Annotated in this window: 24 protein-coding genes; 7 read left to right on the top strand and 17 right to left on the bottom strand. The window is 66.0% G+C overall.

Features of this window, described 5'->3' with window-relative positions:
* Positions 1 to 25 precede the first annotated feature (25 nt).
* Positions 26 to 232 carry a DUF1656 domain-containing protein gene (locus QRN67_RS26790; RefSeq protein ID WP_184605448.1) on the bottom strand — a complete coding sequence of 69 codons (207 nt, stop codon included), beginning with the start codon at positions 230 to 232 and terminating at the stop codon, positions 26 to 28.
* Positions 229 to 2,250 carry an FUSC family protein gene (locus tag QRN67_RS26785; RefSeq protein ID WP_285414335.1) on the bottom strand — a complete coding sequence of 674 codons (2,022 nt, stop codon included), beginning with the start codon at positions 2,248 to 2,250 and terminating at the stop codon, positions 229 to 231. Before QRN67_RS26785 ends, QRN67_RS26790 begins: the two co-directional genes overlap by 4 nt.
* Positions 2,251 to 2,395: 145 nt before the next feature.
* On the opposite strand from QRN67_RS26785, the gene QRN67_RS26780 reads away from it, so the two are divergent.
* Positions 2,396 to 3,202 (top strand): AraC family transcriptional regulator, encoded by an 807-nt coding sequence (locus QRN67_RS26780; protein WP_184605450.1) that lies wholly within the window; start codon positions 2,396 to 2,398, stop codon positions 3,200 to 3,202.
* Positions 3,203 to 3,276: 74 nt separating this feature from the next.
* Here QRN67_RS26780 and QRN67_RS26775 read toward each other — a convergent pair whose 3' ends face one another.
* Together QRN67_RS26775 and QRN67_RS26770 are read right to left on the bottom strand one after the other, a co-directional pair.
* Positions 3,277 to 4,056 (bottom strand): SDR family oxidoreductase, encoded by a 780-nt coding sequence (locus tag QRN67_RS26775; protein WP_285414334.1) that lies wholly within the window; start codon positions 4,054 to 4,056, stop codon positions 3,277 to 3,279.
* Positions 4,053 to 5,246: a 2-methylaconitate cis-trans isomerase PrpF family protein gene (locus QRN67_RS26770; protein WP_285414333.1), complete on the bottom strand. Its 1,194-nt coding sequence runs from the start codon at positions 5,244 to 5,246 to the stop codon at positions 4,053 to 4,055. Before QRN67_RS26770 ends, QRN67_RS26775 begins: the two co-directional genes overlap by 4 nt.
* A gap of 180 nt (positions 5,247 to 5,426) precedes the next feature.
* Between QRN67_RS26770 and QRN67_RS26765 the strand changes: the two genes are divergently transcribed.
* The 6 genes from QRN67_RS26765 (at position 5,427) to QRN67_RS26740 (ending at position 10,832) form a co-directional block, all read left to right on the top strand.
* A complete protein-coding gene (locus QRN67_RS26765; RefSeq protein WP_285414332.1) occupies positions 5,427 to 5,783 on the top strand; it encodes a Zn-ribbon domain-containing OB-fold protein in 357 nt (118 codons plus the stop codon).
* Positions 5,784 to 5,789: 6 nt separating this feature from the next.
* Positions 5,790 to 6,926, top strand: a complete 1,137-nt coding sequence (locus QRN67_RS26760; RefSeq protein WP_285414331.1) for a thiolase family protein — start codon at positions 5,790 to 5,792, stop codon at positions 6,924 to 6,926.
* Between the two features lie 11 nt (positions 6,927 to 6,937).
* Positions 6,938 to 7,717: an SDR family NAD(P)-dependent oxidoreductase gene (locus QRN67_RS26755; RefSeq protein WP_285414330.1), complete on the top strand. Its 780-nt coding sequence runs from the start codon at positions 6,938 to 6,940 to the stop codon at positions 7,715 to 7,717.
* A gap of 46 nt (positions 7,718 to 7,763) precedes the next feature.
* The gene (locus tag QRN67_RS26750) at positions 7,764 to 8,954 is read left to right on the top strand and encodes a CaiB/BaiF CoA transferase family protein (protein WP_285414329.1); all 1,191 of its coding nucleotides are present in this window, start codon (positions 7,764 to 7,766) and stop codon (positions 8,952 to 8,954) included.
* A 9-nt stretch (positions 8,955 to 8,963) separates the two neighbouring features.
* Positions 8,964 to 9,740, top strand: a complete 777-nt coding sequence (locus tag QRN67_RS26745; protein ID WP_184605456.1) for an enoyl-CoA hydratase/isomerase family protein — start codon at positions 8,964 to 8,966, stop codon at positions 9,738 to 9,740.
* Positions 9,741 to 9,848: 108 nt separating this feature from the next.
* Entirely contained in the window at positions 9,849 to 10,832 is a 984-nt protein-coding gene (locus QRN67_RS26740) for a Bug family tripartite tricarboxylate transporter substrate binding protein (protein ID WP_285414327.1), read from the top strand.
* Between the two features lie 27 nt (positions 10,833 to 10,859).
* Here the strand turns inward: QRN67_RS26740 and QRN67_RS26735 are convergent, their stop codons facing one another.
* From QRN67_RS26735 to QRN67_RS26675, 13 genes are all read right to left on the bottom strand, one after another.
* Positions 10,860 to 11,732, bottom strand: a complete 873-nt coding sequence (locus tag QRN67_RS26735; protein WP_285414325.1) for a LysR substrate-binding domain-containing protein — start codon at positions 11,730 to 11,732, stop codon at positions 10,860 to 10,862.
* A gap of 79 nt (positions 11,733 to 11,811) precedes the next feature.
* Complete coding sequence (locus QRN67_RS26730) at positions 11,812 to 12,534, bottom strand: ABC transporter ATP-binding protein (RefSeq protein ID WP_184605459.1); 723 nt, start codon at positions 12,532 to 12,534, stop codon at positions 11,812 to 11,814.
* Positions 12,515 to 13,279: an ABC transporter ATP-binding protein gene (locus tag QRN67_RS26725; protein WP_285414323.1), complete on the bottom strand. Its 765-nt coding sequence runs from the start codon at positions 13,277 to 13,279 to the stop codon at positions 12,515 to 12,517. Before QRN67_RS26725 ends, QRN67_RS26730 begins: the two co-directional genes overlap by 20 nt.
* The gene (locus QRN67_RS26720; RefSeq protein ID WP_184605461.1) at positions 13,276 to 14,289 is read right to left on the bottom strand and encodes a branched-chain amino acid ABC transporter permease; all 1,014 of its coding nucleotides are present in this window, start codon (positions 14,287 to 14,289) and stop codon (positions 13,276 to 13,278) included. The genes QRN67_RS26725 and QRN67_RS26720 overlap by 4 nt, the downstream gene beginning before the upstream one ends.
* Positions 14,286 to 15,155 (bottom strand): branched-chain amino acid ABC transporter permease, encoded by an 870-nt coding sequence (locus QRN67_RS26715; protein WP_184605462.1) that lies wholly within the window; start codon positions 15,153 to 15,155, stop codon positions 14,286 to 14,288. The genes QRN67_RS26720 and QRN67_RS26715 overlap by 4 nt, the downstream gene beginning before the upstream one ends.
* Before the next feature lie 14 nt (positions 15,156 to 15,169).
* The gene (locus QRN67_RS26710; RefSeq protein WP_184605463.1) at positions 15,170 to 16,348 is read right to left on the bottom strand and encodes an ABC transporter substrate-binding protein; all 1,179 of its coding nucleotides are present in this window, start codon (positions 16,346 to 16,348) and stop codon (positions 15,170 to 15,172) included.
* Between the two features lie 86 nt (positions 16,349 to 16,434).
* On the bottom strand, positions 16,435 to 17,079 hold the full coding sequence (locus QRN67_RS26705) for an isochorismatase family protein (protein ID WP_285414318.1): 645 nt from the start codon (positions 17,077 to 17,079) through the stop codon (positions 16,435 to 16,437).
* Complete coding sequence (locus QRN67_RS26700; protein ID WP_285414316.1) at positions 17,076 to 18,119, bottom strand: 2,5-dihydroxypyridine 5,6-dioxygenase NicX family protein; 1,044 nt, start codon at positions 18,117 to 18,119, stop codon at positions 17,076 to 17,078. Before QRN67_RS26700 ends, QRN67_RS26705 begins: the two co-directional genes overlap by 4 nt.
* 23 nt (positions 18,120 to 18,142) lie before the next feature.
* Entirely contained in the window at positions 18,143 to 19,138 is a 996-nt protein-coding gene (locus QRN67_RS26695) for an amidohydrolase family protein (protein ID WP_285414314.1), read from the bottom strand.
* A 17-nt stretch (positions 19,139 to 19,155) separates the two neighbouring features.
* Complete coding sequence (locus QRN67_RS26690; RefSeq protein ID WP_285414313.1) at positions 19,156 to 19,671, bottom strand: aromatic-ring-hydroxylating dioxygenase subunit beta; 516 nt, start codon at positions 19,669 to 19,671, stop codon at positions 19,156 to 19,158.
* Positions 19,668 to 20,978, bottom strand: coding sequence for an aromatic ring-hydroxylating oxygenase subunit alpha (locus tag QRN67_RS26685; protein WP_285414311.1), 1,311 nt, complete (start codon positions 20,976 to 20,978; stop codon positions 19,668 to 19,670). The genes QRN67_RS26690 and QRN67_RS26685 overlap by 4 nt, the downstream gene beginning before the upstream one ends.
* A gap of 27 nt (positions 20,979 to 21,005) precedes the next feature.
* Positions 21,006 to 22,259 (bottom strand): NAD(P)/FAD-dependent oxidoreductase, encoded by a 1,254-nt coding sequence (locus tag QRN67_RS26680; protein ID WP_285414309.1) that lies wholly within the window; start codon positions 22,257 to 22,259, stop codon positions 21,006 to 21,008.
* Positions 22,256 to 22,573 (bottom strand): non-heme iron oxygenase ferredoxin subunit, encoded by a 318-nt coding sequence (locus QRN67_RS26675; RefSeq protein WP_184605470.1) that lies wholly within the window; start codon positions 22,571 to 22,573, stop codon positions 22,256 to 22,258. Before QRN67_RS26675 ends, QRN67_RS26680 begins: the two co-directional genes overlap by 4 nt.
* Between the last annotated feature and the right edge of the window lie 253 nt (positions 22,574 to 22,826).

Below are 22,826 nucleotides of genomic sequence, written 5' to 3'. Positions count from 1 at the left end.
TCGAGCAGCAGGACAACGGATCAGTTCAGGAGGAGATGGCGCCGGCCAGCCGGACCAGCGCATAAAGCGACAGGAGATACAGCCCCAGATCGAAGAGCGGTGGATGCCACACCCACCGGTAGACACCGAGCAGCGACAGCAGGCGGCGAACCCACCAGGCGCAAGCCATCGCGCCTCCTGCAAGCAGGAGCAGGCCGGGAACGTAGATGCCGAAGAAGCTCGTTTCGATCATGGTTGGAGGTCCGAAGGCGCAGAAGGAAAGAGGTCGCTGCGCAGCCCCACGAGGGCCGAGACAGCGGGTTCGCACCCGGTGCTTGCGAGGCAAAGGGCCAGCAGCCGGTCGATCTGCGGCAACAGCGCGTCTAGCCGCGTCAGCGATTCCGTGGCTTGGGCGAGGAAGGCTCGCTCGAGCGCGGCCAGCAGCTCGCGCACAGGCGTTTCGGGCAGCAGGTGGCGATGCTGCTGAAGGACGCCGATGCTCGCGCCGATGCGAAGTTCGCGCATGGCGAGCTGCACCGCCTCGCTGCCCTGGTCCGCCGCGCCGCCAGCCGTGCGCGGAACCAGCAGCGCGATGCGGTCCAGCATGCGGCCGGCGAATGCGTCACGCGCCAGCGCGCGCTTCGGGCGCGCCGCCATCCCGGAAAGATCGCGCCAGGTGGCCCGGTGGATGCGCCGCGCGCTCCATTCGCTGCTCACGCTGCGCACGATGGCGGTAACGCGTGCGGCAATCAGGGCACCGGCGAAGAGCGCCAGATTGCCCTCGAGAAAGCTGACCCAGTCGGCGCTGGCAATGTCGTGCAGGGCCAGCGTGCCGGCCACGCCGAAAAACATCCCAAGTGCCGTGAGGCTGCTTGCCGGACGAGCGAGGTAGCCGCCCACGACCAGGAACAGGGGCGCAATACACAGCACCAGCATGCCGAAGTCGTGCGCCAGCGGCATGACGCCGAGGATGTAGAAGGCAGACACCGGCATCGACCACAGCAAGGCGACCAGGAACTTGTGCATGCCCGGCACGGGGTCGTCCATGGTGGCGAAGAAGCTGCAGAAGACCGCTGCCGCCATAGCCATCGACGATCCCGCGCGCCAACCGCTGAAGATCCACGCCGCGCATGCAGTGCACGTGGAAAGCACGACCGTGAATGCGGAGCGCAGCGCCAGGCCCCTGTCCACGTGAAGGACCGAAGGCCGCGAAGCCTCTCCCCGCTTCGGAGGCGGCGCATGGCCGGCCAGCCCGGCGGCGATGTCGGCGCGAAGCGCGTTGCACCGGAGCCATCCCGCGACCAGCTCGTCGACATGGGCCGCGACGTCAATGTTCAGCGCACGCACCCAGGACGAGTTCCGCCGGTCCGCGCTCTCAGCCCGGGCAGCGGCGCGGACGCTTTCCAAGGCGCCGGCCGGCGCGTCGGCATCGAGGCAGGCGCTGCCTTGCGCCACGGCCCGCGCGACCGGGTCAGGCACGCCGCGCGTTGCATCGCGCAAGGCTGCGAGCCGGTCTTCCAGGGCCGAAAGCGAAGGCGTCAGTGCCGCGAGGCCGTCGTGCAGGTCGCCCACGGCATGCCGGGTCCAACGCAGGCCACCGGTATCGAAGGGCACGTGGGTTGCGAGCAGGCGCAACTGGGTGATGTCGGTGGCGATGCGCCGCCTGTCTTGTGCCAGCCGCTTGCGAACCTCATCGTCGGCACCAGGGCTCATCAGGTCGCCGGCCCATCGGCGTACATCGCCCAGCGTGCGGTCGATCAGCCCGACAAGTGAAGGCGCGAGGCTGGCGGGCAACACGATGCTGTGGACGAGGCTCGCGCAGACGATGCCGATCGCTATCTCCTCGGTTCGGGCGACGGCGATGTCGAACATCGCTGCGGGTGCGTCCACCAGCGGAAAGCCGATCAGCGCCGCAGAGTAGCCTCCGAGCATGAAGGCATAGGAGCGCGCGCTTCGCTCCATCAGCGACAGATAAAGGCAAGAGCCCACCCACAGCGCAAGCGCGAGCGACAGAAGCAGCGGCGATCCCGACAGCGACGGGATCAACACCACGGTGGCCGCGCATCCCAGCACGGTGCCGCAGAGGCGGTAGAGCGACTTCGAGCGCACATGGCCCGCCAGGGGATGGGCCACGATGTACGCGGTCATCATGGACCAGAAGGGCCGGGGCAGCCCGAAACGGCTGGACAGGTAGAGCGCGAGCATGGCCGCGAAAAAGCTCTTGAGCGAAAAGAGCCACTCCTGCCTGGAGAAACGAGGCCTCGCGCTCATGCGGCGCCCCTGGAGATCGTGTTCGAGGGCGTCGATCCGGCTTCGAACTTGTTGCGAATCATTTGCATGTGCAGATGCTAGGCATCCTCATGCGAGGCAAGAATCGTAAACTTGGACAAATGATTTCTCTTTTCGGTCACCGGGAATGAACCGCTCCGTCCGTACCACGTCTCGCGCGAACCTCGACCTGGACTACGAGCCTTCGGTGCCCGTCATGGCACATCGCGTGGATGTCGAGGAGCGCGAGCGCGAGGTTCCGATTCACGTGCATCGATCGGGCCAGTTGGTGATGGCGCTGCGGGGGGCGGTCTCCTGCGACGTACCCGGTGCAATGTGGATGGTTCCGCCCCAGGCGGGCGTGTGGATTCCGGGCGGCACGCCGCACAGCAACCACAGCACGGCGAACGCGGTGATCTTCTATCTGTTCGTTGCGCGCGATGCCGCGCCCTTGCCTGCCAGCTGCTGCACCTTGCGCATCAGCCCGATGCTCGGCGAGATGATCCAGTACCTGGCGGAACAACCGCCCTCCTACGAGCCAGGCGGGCCGACCGATCGGCTCGCCCATGTGCTGCTGGACCAGCTCTGCGCCATGCCAAAGGAGGAAGTCTCCTTGCCCATGCCCGAGGATGCGCGGCTGCGAAAGGTGTCCCGCGCCATGATGCGGGATCCGTCCGACCGCCGTACGCAGCAAGATTGGGCGCGCCAGCTCGGCATGAGCGAGCGGACGCTGAACCGGCTGTGCACAGCCTTGACCGGCCTGAGCTTCGGACGCTGGCGGCGCCAGCTGCACATGATGGTCGCGCTTCGGGAACTGTCCGGAGGAGCGACCGTGCAGCAGGTCGCCTACGACCTCGGCTACGAGTCGCCCTCGGCCTTCATCACGATGTTCAAGAAGGCGTTCGGCAAGCCTCCCGCCACGTACATCAATGACCGGCTGATGGCCGGAGGATGAGGCCCCCCGGGGCGCTCATCGGCCGGCATCACGTCGTGCCGGCATGAACGCAGCCGAAGTTCCGCCTCAGGACTTCACCGGTAGGGGCGCGCGTGGGTCACGCCGCCGTCCACCACCAGGGTGGCACCCATCACGTAGTCTCCCGCGCGCGAAGCCAGGAATATGGCTGCGCCTGCGATGTCGTCCGGCGTGCCGATGCGACGGGCGGGAATGTGCCCAGACAGCACCTCCCCATGGTCGCGAGCATTGCGGTTCATCTCGGAGGGAAATGCACCCGGCGCAATGGCGCTGACCGCGATGTTGTCCTGTGCCAGGCGCATCGCCATGCGTCGCGTCAGGTGAACCAGTCCTGCCTTGCTCGCAACGTAGGAGTAGTTCTCCTGTGGGTTGAGCCCGATGCCGTCGGTCGAAGCGATGTTGATGATCTTCCCGACCCGCGCCTTGGCCGCGGCGCGCAGCGGTCCGGCGAGCGCCTTCGTCAGGAAGAAAGGCGTCTTCAGGTTCAGGTCGACCACCTTATCCCAGCCGCTCTCCGGAAAAGCATCGAAGTCTTCTCCCCATGCGGCTCCGGCGTTGTTGACCAGGATGTCCAGCGTCGATTCATGGCGGGCGTAGGCGTCGGCCATCGCTTGGCAGCCCGCGACCGTGGACACGTCGTGCGGCAGCGATACGCAGTGGCCCGTGCCCGCGAGTTCGCGCGCGGCCAAGTCGCAGGCCTCGGCCTTTCTCGCGCTGATGTAGACACGTGCGCCGTGCGCCAGGAACCCCTCGGCGATCATGCGGCCGATGCCTCGCGAGCCACCGGTGATGAGCGCCGTGCGGCCCTGCAGCGAGAAAAGATCCTGGGTACTCATGGCGACATCACCGCCGTACTCGCACGCATGGACGTGCCTTCTTCTGCGGGCACCTCGAGGCGCGATCGCCGCACATAGGCCGTTCCGTCGAAAAGGCGCCGCGCCGTGCGCGTGAAGTGCACTTCGCGCACCGTCCATTCGTTCTCGCCCGCATGCTCGACATTCGCGAATATCTTGAGCACCCCGCTCGGATGGCCGATGCGGATGCGCGTCGGTCCGGCGTGCGTGCCTCGCGCTTCGGCCGGAATCGTTCCCGCGATCTGCGCCGCGACCGAGAGACATACCGAGCCGCCGCCAGGGAACGCCTTGTGCATGGCGCCACCGTTGAGCACCATGCGCGCGACGAAGTCGATTTCCGATGACTGCACGATGCGGTCGCCGGCAATGGTCCGGTAGTCCTGCGCTTCGCTGATCAAGATCTGGTACGGCGTCAGGATCCCCGACGACGGAAGATTGCAGCGTTCGACGACCCAGCGCCTCACCTCCTCGGCCATCTCGTAGATCTCGGGGCCGAGTTGGCCCGGCAGTTCCGTGCCGTTGATGCCCAGGTCCGCCGCGCGGATGAACACGCACGCCGTGCCGACGTCGACCACCGACACCGGTATTTCGCGGCCGAGCTTCGACACGTGGACCCAATCGCGTGCCTGCCCGGTGGGCAGCAGCTTGCCGGTCGTGGAGCCACTGGTGTCGGAGTAATCCAGCGCCACCTCTGCGCCGGTGCCGGGCACGCCATCCACTTCGCTGTCTCCCTCCACGCGCGGCTCGCCATCGGCGCATTGCACCGTCATTCGAAGGATCTTTCCGGTGTTCGTGTTGTGCACCCGAACGGTGGTGACTGGCTCCTGCACGGGAACCAGCTTCTCCTGCAACGCATACACCCCCGTGGCCGACGAAATGTTGCCGCAGACGATCTCGAAGCTGACCGTGGGCTGGTCGATGCCGATCTGCACGAAGGTGTAGTCGATGTCCGCATCCGGGCGCGACGGCGGCCCGATGATGGCGCACTTGCTCGTCAGGATGTCTGCGCCGCCGAGCCCATCGATCTGCCGCACATCCGGACTGCCGAACAGAGCCAACAGAAATCGCAGGCGCGCCTCGGCATCGGCGGGCACGTCCCGCTGTGAGAGGAAAACGGCCTTGCTCGTGCCTCCGCGCATCAAGGTGACCGGTACGTTGATTTGTTCTTTCATCGGTCCAGTATGCGGTTGCGCCCGGGCCGCCGTCCTTTCAGTTTGGCTGGCCTTTCTTTAGCCTGGCTGCATGCTTTAGCGCGGCTAAAGAATGCCGAGCAGAAATCCAATGACCACGAGGGTGTGCGTCTCGATACTTCCTGTTGCTGTGGCCAGCTCCACACGAACAGGAGACACCTTTTGAAGATCATCAAGCGAACGGAATCCCCCTTCCGCGACACCCCCGGCGGCATGGTGCTTGTCGCCACACGCGTGGCCAGCCAGCCACCCCAGTTCCCGCCGATCGAATTCGTTCACGATGACCAGCAGGTCGAGGAGATCGAGCTCGGCCCCACCGGCTCCCTCTACAGCTTCACGATCGTCCACCCCGGCAAGGAGAAGCCGCCCTACGGCCTCGCCATGGTCGACTTCGCGCCTGGCGTGCGGGCGTTCGGGCGGCTGCTGTTCGGCACCGAGCCGCCGGCCATCGGCAGCCGCCTGCGGGTGGTGCCCTTCGCGTTGCCGGACAGCACGCCCGACTATGCCTTCCAGGAGTGATGCGCGATGAAGCAACCACTGATCACCGGGGTCGGCATTACGGACTTCGGCCGCTTTCCCGAACTGACCGAAGAGGCCATGGCCCAGGCAGCGATTCTCGATGCCCTTGCCGATGCCGGCACGCAGCTCTCGGAGGTACAGGCGTTCTACTGCGGCAACGCGCTGGGGGCCATGCTGCCCGGCCAGCGCGCATTGCGCGAGCTGCATGCCGAGGGCGGTGCCGTCTACAACGTGGACAACGCCTGCTCCAGCGGCGCCACTGCATTGAATCTTGCGCTGCAGGCGCTCAAGGTCGGCCAGTACGACACCGTGGTGGTGTTCGGCATGGACCATCTGAGCAGCCTTGGCGGTGGCCCGCTGCAGCTCAGCCAGAAGGACTGGAACAACCGACGCGGAATGATCATGCCGGCCCTGTATGCCATGCGCGCCAAGCGATACATGCACGACCACGGCCTCGCGCTGGAGACGCTGGCGGACATCTCCGTCAAGAATCGAAAGCACGGCGTCCTGAATCCTGTCGCTACGTTCGCCAAGCTGGCGAGCCGCGAGGAGATTCTGGCGTCCCGCCCGGTGGCCGAGCCGCTCACGCTGCTCCAGTGCTGCCCCGCGGTGGTCGACGGGGCGGCGGCGCTAGTGCTCAGCACCAAGCCCTCCAGGGGCGTTGCAAAGCCGGTCCGGGTCCTGGCATCGGTGGTGCAGTCGGGCCTGTTCGAGACCGCACCGGTCGACATGACTGAGGCCGAGATCACCGCGCGCGCCGCCAGGCTGGCCTATGAACAGGCCGGCATCGGACCGCAGGATCTCAGCCTGCTGGAGGTGCACGACGCGTTCACCATTTCCGAGCTGCTCTATTACGAGGCGCTTGGTCTTTGCAGCCGGGGCGAGGCGGCAAGCCTCCTGCAAAGCGGCGCGACCACGCTTGGCGGACGCGTGCCGGTCAACCCCAGCGGCGGACTGATCGCCAAGGGGCATCCGCCGGGAGCGACGGGCGTCGCACAGGTCGTGGAGGTCTGCGAGCAGCTGCAAGGCCGTGCCGGCGCACGGCAGGTGCGCGGAGCGCGCATCGGCCTCACGCAGGTGACCGGTGGCGGCATCTGGGGCGTGGACCACGCCGCCTGCTCCATCAACATTCTTTCGCTTTGATTGCAAGCATCATGAACCAGACAAGCACAACCACGCCGGCCTCGCTGCACGGCCTCGTTGCCGTCGTGACCGGTGGCGCCAAGGGCATCGGCCTCGGCATCGCCCGCGAGCTCGCACAAGCCGGATGCCGCATCGCGCTGTGGGACTTCGACGAGGCGGCGCTGCAGGCAGCCGAGCAGGCCCTTTCGGGCGAGGGCTTCGACGTGCGGACCTTCAAGGTCGACGTCAGCTCGGTGGAGCAGGTGGAGGCGACGGTGGCCCGGCTTCTCACGTCTCATGGCCGCATCGACATACTGGTCAACAACGCAGGCATCGGCGGCGACAAGCTGGTCTCCAAGATGGATCTCGCGTTCTGGACCCGCGTGATCGAGGTCAACCTCCATTCGCAGTTCATCTGCTCGAGGGCGGTTTTGGCACAGATGGCGGAGAACCGGTTCGGCCGCATCATCAACATCGGCTCGCGCGCATGGCTGGGCAACCGCGGCCAGGCGGCCTACTCCGCCTCCAAGGGAGCGGTGGTGAGCCTGACGCGCTCGCTGGCGCTCGAATATGCGCGCAAGGGCATCACCGTGAACGCCATCGCGCCCGGCATCGTGGAGACGCCGCTGTTCGAAACACTGACCGAGGAGGTCCGGCAGGGGCTCCACAAGACCGTGCCGATGGAACGCATCGGCCAGCCGGAGGACATCGGCCGCGCCGTCCGGTTCTTCGCGGAACCCGGCTCGAGCTACGTCACTGGCCAGCTCCTGTACGTCTGCGGCGGGCGCAGCCTCGGCAGCCCCTCCGTATAGCGCGCCGACATCACGACATGAGCAATCCAACAAGACTGAAGATCGCATGCTCGCCAATGCATTGAGCGGTTTGAAAGTGATCGACTTCACGCAGGTGATGGCCGGTCCGACCTGCACGCTGTGCATGGCCGACCTGGGCGCCGACGTGGTGAAGATCGAAGCGCCTGCAGGCGATCTCTCGCGTGCCCTGTCGCCCTGGGTGCGGGGCGAGGGGGTCGCCTTCATGGCGCTCAATCGCAACAAGCGCAGTGTCGTGCTCGACCTCAAGCACCCCGAGCACCTGCAGGTGGCGCAGGCGCTGGTCGCGCAGGCGGATGTGCTGGTCGAGAGCTTCCGCCCGGGCGTGATGACGCGCCTCGGGCTGGACTACGCAACGGTGTCCGCGGGCAATCCGCGGCTCATCTACTGCTCGGTCTCGGCGTATGGCCAGCACGGCGCCAGCAAGGATCTTCCCGGGGTCGACGGCGTGCTCCAGGCCGTGAGCGGCCTGATGAGCGTTACCGGCGCGCGCGACGGGGAGCCGTGCAAGGTGCCGGTGCCGGTGGTCGACCTGGTCACGGGGTCGCTGGCGACCATCGCAGTCCTGGCCGCCCTCTCGGACCGGCAACGCACGGGCCAGGGGCAGCACGTCGAAGCCAGCATGTTCGCAAGCGCCATCGCGCTTCAGCACGTGAGCTTCGCGTCCTACTTCGCGGACGGCCACGTGCCCGGGCCGCAGGGGCACGCCGCGCCGTATTCGACCCCGAACGAAGCCCTGCGCTGCGCCGACGGATGGATCATGGTGGCGGCCTATCACCCCGCACGGTGGCAGGCCCTGTGTGCCGCCATAGGCGCGCCTGAACTGGCCTGCGATCCACGCTTCGCCGACAACAAGGGCCGGCTCCAGCACCGCGAGACGCTGCTGCGCCTGCTCGAAGAGCGCATGCTCGCGCATCCCCGCGCCTTCTGGCTGGAGAAGTTCGCAGCCGTGGACATCATCTGCGGCCCCATCAACAACTATGCGGAGGTGGCGCAGTCCGCGCCCTTCCTCGAAGCGGCGCTCGCGGAGCAGCTGCAGCACCCGGTCGCCGGGTCGATGACGCTGCCACGCAGCGTCATCGGCGCGGTCGGGGAGCGGCCCCGGGCGCGACGCCCCGCCCCCACCCTGGGCCAGCACACCCGGGAGGTGCTGGCCGAGCTCGGCATGCCAGCCGCGGCCATCGATTCGGTGATCGCCCCCAGCCCTTCCCAGAACTGAAGCACAACCATGCCCATCGTCAAGAAAGTCCAGAACGGCGTCGCCGTCGTCACCCTGAATCGGCCCGAGGCCATGAACTCCATCGACCCGGAGTCGAACGAGCAATTGCTCGAGATCTGGGACGAGGTTTCGAACGACGAGGACGTCCGCGTGCTCGTCCTCACGGGTGCGGGAGAGCGCGCCTTCTGCACAGGCGCGGACCTCAAGAAGACCATGCCGCCCGCCGACAGCGCGGCGCGGCAGGTCTTTCGCTGCGGAACCGGGCATTTCAACTTCGGCACGCTGCAGACCGACAAGCCCGTCATTGCCGCCATCAACGGTTACGCCCTGGGCGGCGGGCTGGAGCTGGCCTTGCTGGCGGACATTCGCATCTGCTCCGACAACGCACGCTTCGGTTTGCCGGAAGTGCGGGTTGGCAGCATCCCGGGCGCCGGTGGCACGCAGCGCCTGATCCGCGCGGTCGGCCAGTCGGACGCGATGTGGATGCTGCTCACCGGTGAACGCATCGACGCCGCGGAAGCGCTGCGGATCGGGTTGGTCAGCAAGGTGGTTCCCTTCTCCGAATTGCAGCAGGCAGCCCTGCAGCTCGCAGGCGCGATGGCAGCCAATGCCCCGCTGGCGATGACCGCCGCCAAGCGCCTGGCGATGAACGGACGCGAACTGCCGCTAGCGGGCGGGTTGGCCCTGGAGCGCCAGGCCTTCGGGCTGCTCAGGGACAGCGAAGATCGGCTGGAGGGGCGCCGCGCCTTCGCCGAGAAGCGCCCTCCCGTGTTTCGCGGCCGCTGAAATGCCTCGCCCGCGAGACGGATGCGTTCTCTGGGCGAGCCTTCGATCTGCTCGCAAGCACGAGTCGACGCTCGAACAACCGATGTGAGCTTTCTCCTGGAGCATCCCGTGAATAAACCGCGTACCGCCTGGCTCAACAACCTCGCACTCATCGTTGCCGCGTTCGTCGGTGCATCACCGGCCATCGGGCAGCAAGCCGGCCGTTCACCCGCCAGGATCCTGGTCGGCTTCTCGCCCGGTGGCACGCTCGACGTGGTGACGCGCGCGCTTGCCGATCAATTGCATGGCCCGCTCGATCGCTCTGTGGTGGTGGAGAACAAGCCGGGCGCAGGCGGAAAGATCGCGATCGATGCGATGCGCGCCGCTCCCACCGACGGCAGCGTGGCCATGCTGTGCCCCGACTTTCTCGCATCGATCTACCCCTTCGTCTTCAACAAGCTCAACTACGACCCGCAGAGGGACATCCTGCCGGTGTCGACGGTGGTCGAGTTCCCGATGGCACTGGCCGTGCCCTCCTCCTCGCCCGTCAAGACCTTTGCCGAATACGCCCAATGGGTGCGTGCGCACCCGGAGAAAGCCAACTTCGGCCACGCGGCATCGGGCGGTCCGACGCACTTCCTGGGACTTCAGATCGCCAGGATCATCGGCACACCGCTGCAGGACATACCGTTCCAGGGCGCAGCGCCGATGATCGTGAACCTGACGGGCGCCAATGTCGCGGCGGGCACGTCCACGGTCGGAGACTTTGCGCAGCACCACAACGCCGGCAAGCTGCGCGTGCTGGCCGTCACCTCCGCACAACGCTCGCCGCTGCTGCCGAACGTGCCGACCTTCGGCGAACTCGGCCGCAAGGAACTCACCGCAGTCGGCGTGCTGGCCATATGCCTGGCCCCCGGCACGCCCGCGGCCGTTGTCTCCGAATGGAGCGCCGCCGTGCGCAAGGCGGCTTCCACCGAGCAGTTCGCGAGCAAGGTCCGCATGCTCGGCTTCATGAACACGGGAAGCTCGCCCGCCGAAGCGCGCGCCAGGTTCGACGAAATGCGCGGGTTCTGGGAACCGGTCGTCAAGGCCTCAGGATTCAAGGCCGATTAGCGCGATGGCGCGCTCCTCGCGGCGCACCTAGCGCACCGAGCGGATCCAGTCCCGAAAGAGCCGGACCGGTGCCGTGGCCGCTTTCAAAGGGTCGCAGACGAGGTAGTAACCGAGCTCCGTCCTGGCGACATGGTCCACCGCAACCACGAGGCGCCCGGTGCGCAGGTCATCTTGCACGTAGGCCCGCTGCGCCATTGCCACGCCCAGGCCATCCGCTGCGGCCTGATAGCACAACGCAGCATTCGCCAACGCGATTCCCGGCAGGCATGGGGTATCCGACAGGCCGGCCGAGCCGAGCCACAGCGGCCAGGCCTGCGGGCGCAGCATGGAGTGCAGCAGGTCGGCCCGCAGCAGATCGCCAGGTGCCTGGAACTGCCCCGCCAGGGCGGGTGCGCAGACCGGGACGAATTCGTCGTCGAACAGGTGGTCGAGCTCCACATCGGCCCACTCGCCCATGCCGTGCCGGATTGCGCAGTCGGCGCCTTCAAGCCGGACGTCATCCGCGAGTGCGATCGTCGCGATCTCCAGGCCGATGTCGGGATGAAGCGCATGGAAGCCGTGAAGGCGGGGAACCAGCCAGCGGATGGCGATGCTCGGAGGCACCTTGAGGCGGAGTCGCTTCTCCCGCTGGCTGTCGGCCAGGTCGCCCAGCGCGTCGTGCAGGCGATCGAAGGCGTCGCAGACGCGGGTGGCGAGTCGTTCTCCCACTGCGGTGAGTTCGATCTCGCGACCGGCCCTCTGGAACAGCTGCACGCCCAGCCCCGCTTCCAGCAGCTTGATCTGCTGGCTCACGGCCCCGGGAGTGACGTGGAGCAATTGAGCGGCTCGCGACACCCCCTTGGCCCGATACACCGCATCGAACGCACGCAGCGGGCTCAGGAGCGCGCGAAGGTTCTGCATGGCAGGATTGAAACTTCCGGCAAACTCAGCGCTCCCTGAAGAGGCAAACTGCTTGTCTCGGCACTCGCATGCATCGGCTTCAGCATTTCTGGATGCCGATGGTGCGGTTCAGAAGGTCCTCTTCTTCGCGCAGGGCCGACGCGGAGCCGGAATAAGCGGCGACGCCCCGCTCCAGCACGATGACGTTCGTGGAGAAGTCGAGAACGACGTCGACGTGCTGCTCCACGAGGACGCAGCCGACTCCGAGCTGGTCGCTCATCCGGACGATGGCGTCCATCAGTTCCTCTCGCACCATCGGAGCGAGGCCCTCCAGCGGCTCGTCGAGCAGCAGTATGCGCGGCTGGCCGACGAGTGCCCGTGCCACGGACAGCATCTGCTGCTCGCCGCCCGACAGCTGCGTCCCACCGTTGCGCCGCCGCTCCTTGAGCCGCGGGAACAGTGCGTAGACCGGCGGCAGGGCCACGCCGGCCGAGCGTCCCTGCAGGCCCGACAGCAGGTTCTCCTCTACCGTCAGCGAAGGAAAGATGTCGCGGCTCTGCGGCACGTAGCCGAGCCCTGCCCGTGCGCGCGCATACGTGGTAGCCCCGCCGATGTCGTTGCCGCCGAAGTGGATACGACCCTGCATCAGGTCGGCCAGGCCGATCGCGGTTGCCAGCGTAGTGGTCTTGCCGGCGCCGTTGCGCCCGATGAGGCCCAGACGCTCGCCTTCGCGCACGCTGAAGCTGAGATGCTCGACGACCGGCACGCCGCCGTAGCCGGTCGTGACATCGTCGAACCGGAGTTCAATAGGGAGCTTGGGCATGGCCGTCTCGTCCGAAGTAGATTTGCTTGACTTGTTCGTTGGCGGCGACCTCCTGCGGCGTGCCCTCGACCATCACCGCACCGGCAACGAGCACGATGATGTGTGAGGCGAAGCGGAACACCAGGTCCATGTCGTGCTCGATGAGCAGCACGGACAGTTCCTTCGGCAGGCTTTCGATGGCGTCCATGATGCGGCCGCCTTCTCCTTGCGGCACCCCCGCGCCGGGCTCGTCCAGCAGCAGCACCTGCGGCTTCATCGCGAGCGCCAGGGCGATCTCCGCAAGCCGCTGTTCCCCGAGCGCGAGGTGTCCCACCACCCGGTTCGCGTAGGGATGCAGGCCCAGCATGCCGAGCGTCTCGTGAACCTCGTCGCGAACACGCGCCGAACGCGCCTGCGAGGGCCACCACTGCATCGAGGCCCGCAGCCGCTGCAGCACCGCGACCCTGACGTTCTCCGCCACGGTGAGGTCCTTGAACAGGCGGCTGATCTGGAACGTGCGGACGATGCCGCTGCGCACGCGTGCGTACTGCGGCAGCTGGACGATCGAGCGGCCGTCCAACCGGATATCGCCCGACTGCGGGCGCATCGCTCCACTCAGCAGGTTGACCAGCGTCGTCTTGCCGGCCCCGTTGGGACCGATCAGCGCCGTGCGTGCACCCTGCGGTAGGGACAGCGTGACGTTCTGCGTGACCGCCAGACCTCCGAAGGAATGGCAGAGATTCTGGGTTTGCAACCGGTGGGTCATCGGCCTCCCCCGCTGCGGCCCGGCCGCCTGGCGAATGCCACGGCCCGGTCAAGAAGCCCGATCAGGCCTTCCGGCAGAACGATGAGCACGACGATCAACATCGACCCGATGACGAACAGCCAGTGATACGGGTTCAAGGTCGACGCGATGTGGTGGATGGTCATGTACGCGACGGTGCCGAGCACCGCACCCGCCAGGCGGCGCGTGCCGCCCAGCACGATCATGACCACCACACCCGCGGACGTCGTGAAGTCCAGCATGGAGAGATTGGCCACCTTGCTGGTCTGTGCCGTCAGTGCGCCCGCGAGCCCCGCCACGACGCCGCCCACGGTGTAGACGGCCAACAGGTGCAGGTACACGCGCCCGCCCAGCGCCTGGACGCGCCCCGGGTCCTGCCGTATGGCCCTGGCCGTCAGGCCGAAGGGCGACTCGACCAGGTTGCGCACCAGGAAGTAAACCAGCACCAGCGCGCCGAGCGCGTAGAAATAGCCGGTGTGGCCCATGAAGTTGAACTCCCAGATGCCGAACAGCGGCGCAACCTCGAAGCCGGCAAGTCCGTCGTCGCCGCCGGTGAGCCACCTGGCCCAGTTGGCGAGCTCGAGCAGCAGCTGCGCCACGGCGATGGTGAGCATCACCAGCGTGAGCTTGGTCGAGCGCAGCATGACGGCACCGCTCAGCAGCGCGATCAGCCCTCCGCCCAGGCCGCCGAGTAGTAGCCCGGCGATGGGATCGGTCGTCAGGTACAGCGCGGTCCAGCCCGCGACATAGGCGCCGGTGCCGTACAGCGCGGCCTGGCCCAGGGTCGCGATGCCCGCCTGTCCGAGCACGAGGCTCAGCGACAGTGCAAAGATCGACATCGTGGCCATGTTGGTCAGCAATCCGAGGTCCTGCGGGAACAGCGCGAAAGCCAGCAGCCCCGCGAGCATCAGCACGATCTCGGCGCGCAACTGCTTCCACGGGCGCAAGCGCGCCGGCGCAGCCATTGCCATGGGTGGAATCACCGCGCTCATGCCTGCCTCCCGAACAGCCCCTGCGGGCGGACCAGCAAGACGATGATCATCGTCAGGAAAAAGGCAGCCGATGCGAGCTGCGGAACCATGTATTTCATCGAGGTCTCCACGATGCCGAGCAGCAACGCTGCGAAGAAAGAGCCGAACAGATTTCCGTTGCCTCCCACGGCGACGACGGCCAGGAGGATCACGAGGTACTTGGAGGCGTAGGTCGGCTCCATCGGCAGCATCTCTGCACCGGCGATGCCGCCCAGCGCCGCGAGCGCGGCACCGATCGCGAAGGTGGCCGCATAGATCCTGGTCGTGTCGATGCCGATGGCCCGGGCGATCGGCGCGTTGTCGACCGCGGCGCGCACCCGAATGCCGAAGGAAGACCGGTCCACGCTCAGCCACAGGACGCCGACGACCACGAGCCCGCAGGCGACGACGATGAGCCGGTGCCGGGGAATGGAGCGAAACCCCAGGTCCACAGAGCCGCCGAATGCCTCGGGAAGCGCGACGGATGTCACCGACGATCCGAACATCAGGTTGACCGCCGCCGTCGCGACGAACATCAGGCCGATGGTCACGAGCATCTGGTCGAGATCGTCGCGCCGGTAGAAACGGCGCAGCAGGATGCGCTCGAAAAGCACCGCCACCAGGGCCACGATGGCGATCGCCAGAATGAAACCCAGCCCGATGGGCACGCCCAAGCGCTGCGGAATGCTGGCCGCGAGAAAGCCGCCGAGCATCGCGAAGGCACCATGGGCCAGATTCACCACCCGCATCAGGCCCATGGTCATCGACAGGCCCACGGTGATCATGAACAGGATCATGGCGTACGTGATCCCGTCGACCAGGATGCTGCTGAGAAGCGCAACGGACATGCTGCAGCCTCTTCCTACTTGGTTGCGTTCTGGATGCGGCCGTAGTCGGGCTGCATCTCGAAGGTGCGGAACTCGCGATTGACGAAGCGCCCGGCCGCATCCTTCTCGACCACCCGCATGTAGACGTTCTGCACGAACTCGCGGGAGGCGGGGTCGATCTTCACCGGGCCACGCGGGCTTTCCCAGGAAAAGCCCTTGGCGGCGGCAATGGCCTTGGGCCCGTCGCGCTTGCCATCGGTCGCCTTGACCATGTGATAGATCACATGCAGGCCGTCGTACGCATTCGCGAGCTGGACGGTCGGGATGGCCTTGGGTGCCACTTCGGCCAAGGCCTTGACGGCGGCATTGCTCAGCGGCGAGTTGTGCGTCGCCGAATAGAACATGCCGGTCTCGATTCCCAGCAGTTCGGGGCCGATCGCGCGCAGTTGGTCTTCATCCGTCTCGCCCGTGCCCAGGAAGCGCACGCCCGCGGCCCTCAACCCCGCTTCGTTGTAGGCCTTGACCATCGCGTAGGTGGCCGGCCCCCCCGGACCGAAGACGTAGAGCGCATCGGGCTTGAGCGCCTTCACGCGCTGCATCAGGGGGCCGAAGTCCGTCGTCTTCAGCGGCGCACGGATTGCTTCGAGCAGCTTGCCGCCGCCGGCGACGAAAGCGGTGTTGAAGGCCTTCTCGGCGTCGAGGCCGGGGCCGAAGTCGCTGACCAGCGACACGACGTTCCTCACGTTCTTCTCGAGCGCGTACTTGGCCACCGGAACCGCCATCTGCGGCAGTGTGTACGAGGTGCGCAGCAGGTAGTCAGACTTCTCGAGAAGCGAGGAGGTCGACGCATTGAAGATCACGACGGGCACCTTCGCCTCCTGTGCGAGTGCGGCGACAGCCAAGGTATCGGGCGTGAAATACAGGCCGGCGATGTACTGGGCGCCTTCCTTGATGATGAGCTCCTGGGCCAATGCCTTGGCCTGCGCGGGATTGATGTCCGGCAGGTCGCGGTAGATGACCTCGATCGTGTGTCCGCCCGCAGTGGTGCCGTTAAGCTTCTGATAGGCCTTGGTCGCACCCTCCCAGGTCTGCCCCACCGCGGAGAACGGTCCGGACATGGGTGCGATCACACCCACCTTGACGACGTCGGCGCGGCTTTGGAAGGCGAGCGTCGCGAGTGAGACCGCCATCGCGGCAATGAGTTTGAGGGTCATCTTCTTCTCCAGGTAGGGTCGCTGGCAGGGCATGCGCCCGGGTTTTGACGAGAGGTGGGTCGGGAATCGTGGGGCGAGGCTTGGCTTCAGGCCTGGGCGCCGTGGGGCAGTACCGCTTCGCTCGCCTGCAGGGCGGCGTCGCGGGGCATCAGGGTCGCGTACTTCTGTTCCATGTCGAACAGATTGGCCTCGTGCGCCTGAAGCGACCGGTCGCCCACGCAGTCCGTGACGACGAGAGGGCGAAAGCCGTGGCACATTGCGTCGACCACGCTGGCACGGACGCACCCGCTGGTGGTGCATCCCGCGATCAGCAAGGTCTGCACGCCGCGCTGGGACAACCAGGAAGCCAGCGAAGTGCCGAAGAAGGCCGAGGGATGGATCTTGCGCAGCACCAGTTCGCCGCTGCGGGGCAGTAGCTGCGGGACGATCTGGCTTTGCGGCGCGTCCTCCCGCAGGGCGAGGATCGGCGGCACCTTGAGCGCGAAGATGTTGGCGTCGGCTCCGTCGTCCTGGTACACGACCCGCGTGTGGGCGACCGGCCATCCGCGCTCGCGCGCAGCAGCCAGCAGGCCGCGCGTGCATTCGATGGCCGGCTCGATGTTGCCGCCGCCGAACGTGAGCGGATCGGCGAACCCGTTGACGAAGTCGATGATCAGCAGGCCGTACGGCGCCTTCGGCGCGACGGCATTGCCGAAGCCCTGCTTCTGGTAGATGTCCGGATCAGCGCTCATTGGAAGGCCTCGTCGATGACCTTGCCGTCGCGAACCACGACGACATCGTCGAGTTTCACCGTGCAGTTGCGCAAGGGAATGTCGAGGTGGCAAGGCGTGGTGCGCGGCCCTCCGGCTTCGTTGTTCGGGCCCAGCGAGAACAGGAAGTTGCCTTCGAACGCGCGTGCGTCCTGCCCGGAAGTGGCTTCGCGGTCCACCAGCGACAGCGTGTGCCAGTAGCAGCGCGGCTGCATTCCCCAGCCGATGTGCGCGATGGCGTAGGCCTCGGGGTCCTTGTATGCTTCCATGAACTCGCGCAGCAAGGCGGCGTCGATGTCACCCTCGATGCTGCGCACGAAGCCTTCGCGCAGATGCATGGTGATCTTGTCCGAAACGTAGTTCTTCTGCGGCAGCAGGATGTCGCCGCGGTCGATCACGATGGTGCCGTCGCTGCCGCCCTCGTTGGCGAAGGTGAAGAGGAAGCCACTCGGCCAATGGTCCCAGCGCCCAGGCTCTTCGCAGAAGCCGTACTCGGAGATGGTCGGAAAATCGCCGAGCTTGAAAGTCACGTCCGTGCCAGCCGGCGACGTCACATGCATTTTTCTGGCCGACTTCAGCAGCCTGGATGCCGCCAGCACACGTTGTCGATCGGCCTCGGTGGGCACGGCCCGCACCAGCACCTCGGGCGGCTCGACCGCCAGGAGAATCTTCGTTCCCGACTCAAGGATCTCCATCTGCTCGGGCGAGAAGAGCAGCAGCATCAGGTCCAGCACGATGTCGCTGTTCTTCATCGCCGCGAGCGCAACCGGATTGTTGGTGAGCGGCGTCTCGCCCAGATAGTTCATCAGGTCCCGGCTGGGGGCCTTCTCGGCGTTGATGGGCTGCAGCTCGATTCTGGTGACGACCGCGCCCGCGGCCTGGGCTGCAATCGTCGCGGTCTGAAGCGTCTGCGGATGGGTGTGGGGACCGCACAGGATCGAGACCTTCTGGCCGCGCTCCACCTTGCTGAGCTTCAGGACCTCGTCCCAGGCCTTGACCATTTGATAATCGCTGACTGGCATTTTTCGTCCTTTGTTTGAAAGTGTCAGATCTGCAGGAGCGCAAGGTCTTGCGGGCTGCCCAGCTTGAAGATCCGGCGGGCATTGCCGTAGCAGACTTGTGCACGGGTTTGCTCATCGAGCGGCGCCTGCTCGATGAAGGTGCAGGCCTCGGCGGTGGACTCGTAGGGATAGTCCACGGAGAAGAGCACGGCCTGCGCGCCGAGCTCGCCAATGGCGCCAAGCAATGCCGGCGCGGAACACACGCCGGATGTCGTGATCAGGATGTTGCTGCCGATGTACTCGCTGGGCTTGCGGGCCAGCTTGATGCCCGAGGGATACGCGGCGAAGCGGCTGTCGATGCGCCAGCGTTGATACGGCAGGGCCTCGCCCATGTGGCCCAGCAGCAAGGTCAGTCGCGGGAAGCGGTCGAACACCCCGCCGAACAGCAGGCGCAAGGCGTGCCCTGCCGTTTCCACGCCCCATCCCCAGGCAGCTCCCTGGAGCACCGGCATGCCTTCGAGCAGCGCCGGTGGCTGGCTGAACGCGTTGGGGTGCAGGTAGATCGGCACGCCGAGCGCCTGCGCGCGCTCCCAGAACACGTCGAATTCGCTGCCCTCGTAATAGCGCCCCAGGGTGTGGCCATTGATCATCGCACCCTTGAAGCCGTGCTCGACGACCGTGCGCTCCAGCTCTCGCGCCGCCTCGGTCGGATCCTGCAGCGCAACGTGGGCAAAGGCTCCGAAGCGCTGCGGATGGCGCGCCACGCGCTCGGCGAGGAACTCGTTGTTCTCGCGTGCGCGCCGCACGGCGGTGGTGCCATCCACCTCGGCCTGTACGCCGGGCATCGTCTGCGACAGCACGGCGTATTCGATGTTGCCGGCATCCATCTCGGCGAGGCGCCGGTCGTCGAAGTCGCTCAGCCTGGCGTCGAGCCGGGCCACGAAGTCGACCGGCAGCGCGCGCGTGTACTTGGCAGAGTACGCATCGAAGCCGGGGGCGGAGAAGTGCTCTTCGAGCGCGATCTTGGGAGTTCGATTCATCATTGTCCTCATCGGGTTCAGACCGGATAGGCCAGGGCTGTGTCAAGAATCTCGGTGTCGTGCACCACTTCGCGGCTGGCGATGAGCAGCCTTGCGCCTTCGCGCACGAAACGGTCGTGGTAGATGCCCGCAAGATGCACGGTGGAAGGCCCCTCGACGAGGGTCTGCATCAGGATGAAGGGGGTCTGCGAGCTGATCGTGTCGCCCGTCTCCCGCAGCACCCGCGTGATGCCCAGGACATGCAGCATGTGCCGGGGCGCGAACATCTGCGAGTGCGCCACGGCGAGCGCGCGGTCGGTGATCATGTCCAGGCCCTCGCAGTACACGAGCCCCACCGGCATGTTCAGCAGCGCGTTCTGGCGCGAGGTGATCCGGTACGTCGCTTCCTTGCTGAAGAACTCGGGCCAACGCTCGACGTCGTTGGCGTCGAGCGCGGCGCAGTACTCGACATGAAAGGAGTCGATCTCGGCGCGCAGTTCGGCCGCGCGAAGGGGCAACACCACGGACCTGGCGTAGGCGAGTTGCTCCTTCATGCTGCGTTCTCCGCGATACGGATGCCCATGACAGCCCGGTAGTACTCGTAGAGCGACCGGATGCACGACTCCGAGATCAGGTTGCGTGCCGTACCCTGATGGCCGGCATCGAGCTTGACGACGTTGTTGTCCGTGGACGAATTGCGGATGCCCTCCTGCACGAACTTCAGCGCCTCGTTGTCCTCGAGGCCGAGAAAGCCCGACGGCCCCATCAGGTTGCCCTGGCGGAGGCGGTGCCGCGTCATCTCCGGCGTGTCGTCCTCATAACCGAACATGGTCCACTGCATCACCATGCTGTTCGGGCCATTTGGGATGATCTGGCGCACACCCATCGTGTTCATCTGGCGCTGCACGATCAGGTTCGGCCACATGGTCATCATGTTGGCGGACCAGGGCGAGTCGAACTCGCGCACGTAGTCGAGGAACCGCTCGTCGCGCAGCCGGAGGTTGTCGCTGAACGACCGCATCTGCGCCTTGTCGTCGGCGGCGACGGTGGCATAGACCTGGTCGGGCTTGGACGACGCCATGTAGCCGTGTCGGCCATGTTCCTTGTCCGCGAAGACGATCGACTTGATGCCCGGCACGAGAAGGCCGAACACCACAAGGAACGAGTGCAGCAGCGTCGCGTGGTACGGATCCTTGAGGTTCTCGTGGTACATCTTCCAGTTGCACGGAAGCTCGTTGCGGCAGTAGCCCAGGATCCTGAGCTTCTTGCCCGAGAAGGGAACGTCGAACTCCTCGACGATCTCCTTGGTCATGTACTCTTCCAGCGGCGGAGTGTTGTCGGAGTAGGTGGCGAACACCACGCCGTTGCGCGTCGCCACGCGCAGCTGGCGGGTACCGTGCTCCGCGTTCTTGAAGTCCGGCGGCATGCCGCCGATCTTGTTGATTCCGCGCTTGAACGGAACGCCCTGCAAATTGCCCTTGAGGTCGTACGACCACTGGTGGTAGGGGCAGACGAACTCCTTGGCGTTGCCGTGGCTGGAGCGGCAGAATTCGGCACCGCGGTGGGCGCAGCGGTTCTCGAAGACGGAGATCGTGTTGTCTTCCGCGCGAACGATCACCACGGCCGTGGCACCTACATAACCGCGCTTGTAGTCGCCAGGGTTCGGAATTTCGGCTTCCAGGGCGACAAAGTTCCAGGTGTCCCCACGGAAGATGCGCTCGATCTCCTGGTCATAGATGGCTTGGCTGGTGTACACCCAATCGGGGATGTTGTTGAGCGCGTCGGCGGGCCAGACGCACTGCTCCAGGGGCGGGTTCTTTCGGGCATTGGTGATGCCGATGACCGCCTGCGATTGATACATGGAAAGCTCCTTGGCTCTGAGAGGTGGTTAAACGGTGGCAGCGGCGCCGGCCTGCATCTGCCTGGCCCAGGCGCGCAGGTTGGTGGCGTTCAGCGGGAAGTCGTCGAGCGGCACGGGCAGCCCCTTTTCGAAGAGCGGACGAATGGCGCGCAGATCGGCGCCCGCATTCAGGGCAACGCCATGAAGCGGAACGCCGCCCCGATGGCCGATCCACAGCGCTTTGCCGGAGGCCGGATCGCCTCGACGCAGGTAGTCCAGACCCGGCGCCGGCAATCCGAGCATCTGGATGTTGTGTTTGCCCTGGTCGGTCCAGAACCAGGGAACCGCTGGCGCGGGAATGGGCACGCCGAGCATGGCTGCAGCTGCGATGCGTGCTTGGTCGTTGGCGTTCTGCCACGACTCCAATCGCGCGGGCGCCGTCTGTCCGGGGCGCTGCTGGCTGGTGCAGTCGCCGCATGCGAAGACGCGCTCGTCGCTGGTGCGGCACTGCGCGTCGACCAGGACGCCGCCGCCTGCCGCAATCGCCAAGCCCGCATCGCGGGCCAGCGAATCATTGGGCGAGAGGCCGACGGCGACGACGACTTCATCCACCTCCAGATCGCCCGCATCGGTGACCAGCCGCATGCGACCGCCAGGCATCGAATAGATGCCGCCGAGAAAGGTCCCGAGCAGCAGCCGTACACCGGCCTCGCGCAGCCCGGATTCGAGCCACGTCGACGCCTCTGGCGGCAGGAAGCGATCGAGCAAGGATGTCGCGCGCTCGAGCACTGTCACCGCCGCGCCTATCGACATCGCAGCGTGAGCGATCTCGAGGCCGAGGAAGCCGCCCCCCAGAATGGCGACTTGCGGTTTGCCATGAAGGGCGGCGCGCAGCCTGCGCGCATCGTCCAGCGTGCGCACGTAGTGCACGTGCGGATGGCCAGCTGGAGCCGATGTCAGCGTGTTCGCCTCCCCACCCGTGGCAAGAAGGCACGTGTCGTAGGCGAGCATCTGGCCAGCGGCAAGGCGGACCTGCCGCTTCGAGACATCCAGGCCGACCGCATCGCTGCCTCTCAGCAAGTCGATGTCGCCGAGTGCCCAGACCTCCTGCGCCAGAACGTCGAGACAGGGCTCTTGCGCTGCCACCAGAACGGCCTTCGACAACGGCGGCCGCTCATACGGCTTGTGGCGCTCCCGCCCCACCATCGTGATGCCGCCGCGAAAGCCCAGTTCGCGCAGCGCACGTGCCGCAACTGCGGCCGCCTGGCCCGCGCCGATGATGAGAACGCCGGGCGACGTCATTTGGCTTCGGGCGACAACACATAGATGTCGTCGCCTTCCCGCTTGACGGGATGGGTGCGCAGATCCACGGTAACCGGCGTGCACATCGCCTTGCCCGTACGAATGTCGAAGCGGCCCTGGTGCAGCGGGCATTCCACGCAGCCGTCCTCCACATAGCCTTCCGAGAGCAGCGCAGTGGCATGCGTGCACATGCTGTCCGTGGCAAAGAACTCGCCGTCGATACGAAAGAGCGCGACACCTTGGCCCGCGACATTGACGGTCTTCGCTTCGTCGTTACTCAGCTCTTGCGCTGAAGCGACCTTGATCCATTCCATGATTCCATCCTGTCGATCTTGAGCATCGAAAGTAGTCAGTGTACTGACATAAATATCGATTTGTCTCGTGTTTTTTGTTCGGGTTTCTACGGAATTCCGATGCCCCAAGATGGACTTTGGAAATCTGCCAATTCGCCTCGATATGGCGCATTTTCATTGGAGAAATGCACCATGTTCGTGAGAACTTGCGCTCCCTATGCCGGGCTTCAGCGAAACATCTTTCCACGCAATCAAATGGCTCTTACACTTATGC

It is taken from the genome of Variovorax sp. efr-133-TYG-130 (genome assembly GCF_030208835.1).
GTDB lineage: Bacteria > Pseudomonadota > Gammaproteobacteria > Burkholderiales > Burkholderiaceae_C > Variovorax.
Note: the sequence above shows the minus strand (reverse complement) of the source record. Positions and strands in the feature narration are given on the sequence as shown.

Coding starts and splice junctions, on each gene's coding strand:
- QRN67_RS26760 (WP_285414331.1), top strand. CDS start 5,790: ATGAAGCAACCACTGATCACCGGGGTCGGCATTACGGACTTCGGCCGC.
- QRN67_RS26680 (WP_285414309.1), bottom strand. CDS start 22,259: ATGACGTCGCCCGGCGTTCTCATCATCGGCGCGGGCCAGGCGGCCGCA.
- QRN67_RS26685 (WP_285414311.1), bottom strand. CDS start 20,978: ATGTATCAATCGCAGGCGGTCATCGGCATCACCAATGCCCGAAAGAAC.
- QRN67_RS26725 (WP_285414323.1), bottom strand. CDS start 13,279: ATGACCCACCGGTTGCAAACCCAGAATCTCTGCCATTCCTTCGGAGGT.
- QRN67_RS26720 (WP_184605461.1), bottom strand. CDS start 14,289: ATGAGCGCGGTGATTCCACCCATGGCAATGGCTGCGCCGGCGCGCTTG.
- QRN67_RS26790 (WP_184605448.1), bottom strand. CDS start 232: ATGATCGAAACGAGCTTCTTCGGCATCTACGTTCCCGGCCTGCTCCTG.
- QRN67_RS26705 (WP_285414318.1), bottom strand. CDS start 17,079: ATGAGCGCTGATCCGGACATCTACCAGAAGCAGGGCTTCGGCAATGCC.
- QRN67_RS26750 (WP_285414329.1), top strand. CDS start 7,764: ATGCTCGCCAATGCATTGAGCGGTTTGAAAGTGATCGACTTCACGCAG.
- QRN67_RS26730 (WP_184605459.1), bottom strand. CDS start 12,534: ATGCCCAAGCTCCCTATTGAACTCCGGTTCGACGATGTCACGACCGGC.
- QRN67_RS26690 (WP_285414313.1), bottom strand. CDS start 19,671: ATGAAGGAGCAACTCGCCTACGCCAGGTCCGTGGTGTTGCCCCTTCGC.
- QRN67_RS26735 (WP_285414325.1), bottom strand. CDS start 11,732: ATGCAGAACCTTCGCGCGCTCCTGAGCCCGCTGCGTGCGTTCGATGCG.
- QRN67_RS26700 (WP_285414316.1), bottom strand. CDS start 18,119: ATGCCAGTCAGCGATTATCAAATGGTCAAGGCCTGGGACGAGGTCCTG.
- QRN67_RS26745 (WP_184605456.1), top strand. CDS start 8,964: ATGCCCATCGTCAAGAAAGTCCAGAACGGCGTCGCCGTCGTCACCCTG.
- QRN67_RS26675 (WP_184605470.1), bottom strand. CDS start 22,573: ATGGAATGGATCAAGGTCGCTTCAGCGCAAGAGCTGAGTAACGACGAA.
- QRN67_RS26715 (WP_184605462.1), bottom strand. CDS start 15,155: ATGTCCGTTGCGCTTCTCAGCAGCATCCTGGTCGACGGGATCACGTAC.
- QRN67_RS26755 (WP_285414330.1), top strand. CDS start 6,938: ATGAACCAGACAAGCACAACCACGCCGGCCTCGCTGCACGGCCTCGTT.
- QRN67_RS26710 (WP_184605463.1), bottom strand. CDS start 16,348: ATGACCCTCAAACTCATTGCCGCGATGGCGGTCTCACTCGCGACGCTC.
- QRN67_RS26695 (WP_285414314.1), bottom strand. CDS start 19,138: ATGAATCGAACTCCCAAGATCGCGCTCGAAGAGCACTTCTCCGCCCCC.
- QRN67_RS26785 (WP_285414335.1), bottom strand. CDS start 2,250: ATGAGCGCGAGGCCTCGTTTCTCCAGGCAGGAGTGGCTCTTTTCGCTC.
- QRN67_RS26780 (WP_184605450.1), top strand. CDS start 2,396: ATGAACCGCTCCGTCCGTACCACGTCTCGCGCGAACCTCGACCTGGAC.
- QRN67_RS26775 (WP_285414334.1), bottom strand. CDS start 4,056: ATGAGTACCCAGGATCTTTTCTCGCTGCAGGGCCGCACGGCGCTCATC.
- QRN67_RS26770 (WP_285414333.1), bottom strand. CDS start 5,246: ATGAAAGAACAAATCAACGTACCGGTCACCTTGATGCGCGGAGGCACG.